This is a genomic window from Streptomyces sp. NPDC027962 (assembly GCF_055566095.1).
This window is the reverse complement of sequence record NZ_JBVHTA010000095.1, coordinates 1-3,756: the sequence shown is the minus strand read 5'-3', so window position 1 is coordinate 3,756 and position 3,756 is coordinate 1. Positions and strand designations below refer to the sequence as shown.

Here is a 3,756-nt window from a genome sequence, read left to right as displayed (position 1 = left end):
GCGCGTCCGTCGACTGGGACAAGACGCTCCCCGCCGACGCGCGGACCGTCGACCTCCCGACATACGCCTTCCAGCACTCCCGTTACTGGCTGGAGCCGGAGGAGCTCGCCGGCGAGGTGACCGTGGACCCGCTCGACGCCCGGTTCTGGGACGCCGTCGAGAGCGGCGACCTCGCCGCACTCAGCGACGGTCTCGAACTCGACGTCGCCGACGACGAGCAGCAGAGCGCGCTCGGCTCCGCCCTCCCCGTCCTGGCCAACTGGCGCAGGCAGCAGCGGAACCGGTCCCTCGTGGACTCCTGGCGTTACGGCGTGACCTGGCGCCGCCTCGCCGACCCGCGGTCGCCGAACCTGCAGGGCGGCTGGCTCCTCGTCGCCCCCACCGACGGCGCGTCCGCCGACGGGATCGAGGCCGCGCTGACCGCGTACGGCGCCACCGTCTCCCGCGTGCCGTGGGACGCGGCGGACACCGACCGTACGGCTCTCGCCCTGCGCCTGCGTACCGCGGCCGACGCCATGCCCACCGGCGTCCGGGGCGTCCTGTCGCTGCTCGCCGGTGACGCGCGCCCGCATCCGGAACGCGGCGAGGCGACGGCGGGCCTGGCCGGCACGCTCACCCTGGCCCAGGCCCTCGGCGACGCGGTGATCGAGGCGCCGCTGTGGCTGCTGACCCGCGGTGCCGTGTCCACCGCGGCGACCGATGCGCCCGCCGACCAGGCAGGCGCGGAGATCTGGGGCTTCGGCCGCGTCGTCGGACTCGAGCAGCCCCAGCGCTGGGGCGGCCTCGTCGACCTCCCGAACGACCCTCGGCAGCAGGGTCCCGAGACCCTGGACGAGCGGACCGCCGCCCGCCTCGCGGGCGTCCTCGGCGGCATCGGCGACGAGGACCAGCTCGCCGTGCGCGGTACGGGTGTGTACGCCCGCCGGCTCGTCCGCACCCCGCTCGCCGGCAAGCCCGCCCGCGACTGGCGCCCGCGCGGCAGCGTGCTCGTCACCGGCGGCACGGGCGCGCTCGGCGCGCACGTCGCCCGCTGGCTCGCCCGTAACGGCGCCGAGCACCTGATCCTCACCAGCCGCCGCGGCGCGGACGCGCCCGGCGCGGCCGAGCTCGTCGCCGAACTGCGCGAGTTCGGCGCGGACGTCACCGTCGCCGCCTGCGACGTCGCCGACCGGGACACCCTGGCCGCCCTGCTCGCGGACCTCGACCTCACCGCCGTCGTGCACACCGCCGGCGTCGGGGGCATCGCCGCCGTCGAGGACACCGGACTCGCCGACCTCGCCGACGCCATGTCCGGCAAGGTCGCGGGCGCCCGCCACCTCGACGAACTCCTCGGCGACACCCCGCTCGACGCGTTCGTCCTGTTCTCCTCCAACGCCGGAGTCCTCGGCGGCGGCGGCCAGAGCGCCTACGCCGCGGCGAACGCCTCCCTCGACGCCCTCGCCGAGCAGCGCCGCGCCCGCGGCCTGGCCGCGACCTCCCTCGCCTGGGGCCTGTGGGACGGCGGCAGCGGCCTCGGCGACGCCGACGACGCCGACTTCGTCCTGCGGCGCGGACTGCGCCCCATGGCGCCCGAGCTCGCCGTCGCCGCCCTGGTGCGCGCCGTCGCGTACGACGAGACGACGGGCGTCGTCGCCGACATCGACTGGCAGCGGTTCGCCACGGCGCTCACCGCGGCCCGCTCCCGCCCCCTCATCGCCGACCTCCCCGAGGTCAAGAAGCTCCTGGCCGCCGCCGACGAGCCCGACGACGCCAGCCCCTCCGTGCTCGCCGCGCAGCTGTCGGCCGTCCCCGCCGCTGAGCGGGCCGGCATCGTCCTCGAACTGGTCCGCGCCCAGGCCGCCTCCGTGCTCGGTCACACCGGACCCGAGGCGATCGAACCGCACCGCGCCTTCCGCGAGCTCGGCTTCGACTCGCTCAGTGCCGTCGAGGTCCGCAACCGGCTCAGCGCCGCGACCGGCGTCCGCCTGCCCGCGACCCTCGTCTTCGACTACCCGTCCGCGTCCGCCGTCGCCGACTTCCTCCTCGCCGAGGTCCTCGGCGACCCCGACGGAACCGACCCGCTCGGCGGAGGTGCCGCGTCCGCCGCATCGGGCGGGCCCGCCGCGGCCCTCGCGATCGACGACGACCCCATCGCGATCGTCGGCATGAGCTGCCGCTACCCCGGCGGTGCCGACTCCCCGGAGCGGCTGTGGCAGCTCGTCTTCGACGGCCGCGACACCACCGGCGACTTCCCCACCGACCGCGGCTGGGACCTCGACGCGATCTACGACCCCGACCCCACCAAGTCGGGCACCACCTACACCCGCCAGGGCGCGTTCGTGTACGACGCGGGCGCCTTCGACCCGGCGTTCTTCGGGATCAGCCCGCGCGAGGCGCTGGCCATGGACCCGCAGCAGCGACTCCTCCTCGAAGCCTCCTGGGAGACCCTGGAGCGTTCCGGCATCGACCCGACGACCCTGCGCGGCAGCGCGACCGGCGTGTTCGTCGGCGTCAGCTCGCAGGGCTACGGCTCCGAGGCGTACGAGATCCCCGAAGGAGCCGAGGGCTACTTCATCACCGGCGGCCAGACCGCCGTCGTCTCCGGCCGGGTCTCCTACACCCTCGGCCTGGAGGGCCCCGCGATCACCGTCGACACGGCATGCTCGTCGTCGCTCGTGGCCCTGCACCTGGCGGCCCAGTCCCTGCGCCAGGGCGAGTGCTCCATGGCGCTCGCCGGTGGCGTCGCCGTGATGACGAGCCCGGGCGCGTTCATCGAGTTCTCGCGCCAGCGCGGCATGGCCGCCGACGGCCGCTGCAAGCCGTTCGCGGCGGCCGCGGACGGCACCGGCTGGGGCGAGGGCGTCGGCCTCGTACTCCTCGAGCGCCTCTCGGACGCGCGCCGCAACGGCCACCAGGTCCTCGCCGTCGTCCGGGGCTCCGCCGTGAACCAGGACGGCGCCTCCAACGGCCTGTCCGCTCCCAACGGCCCGGCCCAGCGACGCGTGATCCGCCAGGCCCTCGCCAACGCCGGCCTGTCGACGACCGACGTCGACGCGGTCGAGGCGCACGGCACCGGCACGACCCTCGGCGACCCGATCGAGGCACAGGCGCTGCTCGCCACGTACGGGCAGGGGCGTGCCGGCGAGGGCACGGAGCCGCTGTGGCTCGGCTCGATCAAGTCGAACATCGGGCACGCCCAGACGGCGTCCGGTGTCGCGGGCATCATCAAGATGGTCATGGCGATGCGCCACGGCGTACTCCCGGCGACGCTGCACGTGGACGAGCCGACCCCGCACGTGGACTGGTCGGCCGGCGCGGTCGAGCTGCTCACCGAACGCCGCGACTGGCCCGAGACGGGCCGGCCCCGCCGCGCGGGCGTGTCCTCGTTCGGCGTCAGCGGCACGAACGTGCACGTGATCCTGGAGCAGGAGCCCACGGACGCGCCTGCCGCCCCCGCCCCGCAGGACTACGCCCCGGTCGGCGGCGCCGTGAGCGCCGTGATGTGGCCGCTCTCGGCGAAGTCCGACGAGTCGCTGCGCGGCCAGGCTCGCAGGCTCCTCGACCTGGTCGAGGAGCGCCCCGAGCTCGACCCGGCGGACGTCGGCTTCTCGCTGGTCGCTTCGCGTGCGTCGTTCGAGCGGCGCGCGGTGGTGGTCGGTGGGGACCGTGCGGAGCTGGTGGCCGGGCTTGCGGCGCTGGCCGCGGGTACGGCGGCTCCCGGGGTGGTCTCGGGCCGGGTGGTCGGTGGCAGGACGGCGTTCCTGTTCACCGGTCAGG

Annotated in this window: 1 protein-coding gene; it reads left to right on the top strand. The window is 75.7% G+C overall.

Going from position 1 to position 3,756, the window contains the following annotated elements:
- Positions 1-3,756 (top strand): SDR family NAD(P)-dependent oxidoreductase (locus tag ACZ4SA_RS36725; protein WP_468283142.1); only part of this gene is annotated, 3,756 nt, incomplete at both ends.